Origin of the sequence: Mesorhizobium sp. M2A.F.Ca.ET.067.02.1.1, assembly GCF_004023285.1 — a bacterium.
Classification (GTDB): Bacteria; Pseudomonadota; Alphaproteobacteria; order Rhizobiales; family Rhizobiaceae; genus Mesorhizobium.
In genome coordinates this window covers 1-1008 of record NZ_RZSB01001217.1, presented here as the reverse complement: position 1 = coordinate 1008, position 1008 = coordinate 1, and the positions used below count along the sequence as shown (strand labels likewise).

Annotated in this window: 1 pseudogene; it reads left to right on the top strand. The window is 66.5% G+C overall.

What is annotated here, in order from left to right:
* Positions 1 to 1008, top strand: a pseudogene (locus EOA28_RS36860) (AsmA family protein); the annotation flags it as partial.

Here is a 1008-nt window from a genome sequence, read left to right as displayed (position 1 = left end):
TTGCTGCTCGCCGTCGGGCAGCCTTCCGGCTTTGCCGCCTGGCTGTCGAAGGATGTCGACGAGGCGATCCGCCGGCTGCCCGCGGCAGGCTTCAAGGCCAAAGTCGACCTCAGCGAGAACCGACAGTCCTTCAGCGATCTCGAACTGATCCTCGGCAAGGCGAAATTTTCCGGCAGCATCGATTCCAGCCAGCCGGACGGCGCCAGGCCTTCCGTCCTGATGCGCCTGACTGGCGGCGAGATGGATCTGGATGGGCTCGCCGCCTTCGCCTCGATCTTCATCAGCGACAAGGGCGCCAACCGCTTTTCGGACCGCGATCTCGATTTCCAGATCAAGGCGGGTCCGGTCAGCGCCGTCGGGCTCAGCGCCGACACCGTCGACACGGCGCTGCGGCTGCGCGAGGGCCTGCTCGAGATCGACCGGCTGTCGATCGGCGGCCTGGCCGGCGCCTCGATCAGCGCCACTGGCCGGGTCAAGGATTTTCCGCAAAGCCCGACCGGCAAGCTCAACGCCTCCATCGTTGCTGTGGACCTCAAGCCGCTGATCGATGTCGCGGCCGAGCATTATCCTGACAATGCCGTGCTCAAAGGTTTGGCAAGCCGCGCGGCGGCCTATCCCGAACTGTTCCAGGATGCGCGCATCGATCTCTTGACCAGCGCCGCCGACAATGGCGACGGCACCACGGGCCTGGCGCTCTCGGCCCAGGGCAATGCCGGCGGCTCGGCCTTCTCGGCTTCGCTTTCCGGCAAGGGAAGCGCAGACAAGCTCACCGAGGCGCCGGTGTCGATCACCTTCAACGCCCGCAACGACAACGCCACCACGCTGCTAGCGCTTTACGGCCTGCCGGCGCTGCCGCTCGGCATGCTCGGCCACGCTAACACCGACGTCTCGGCGAAGGGCTCGATCGCCGGCGGTCTCGCGACCAGCTTCAACCTGACCGCCGACGATTTCAGGGCGAGCTTCGACGGAACGGTCGCCGATACGGCGCAAGGCCCTACAGCCAAGGGC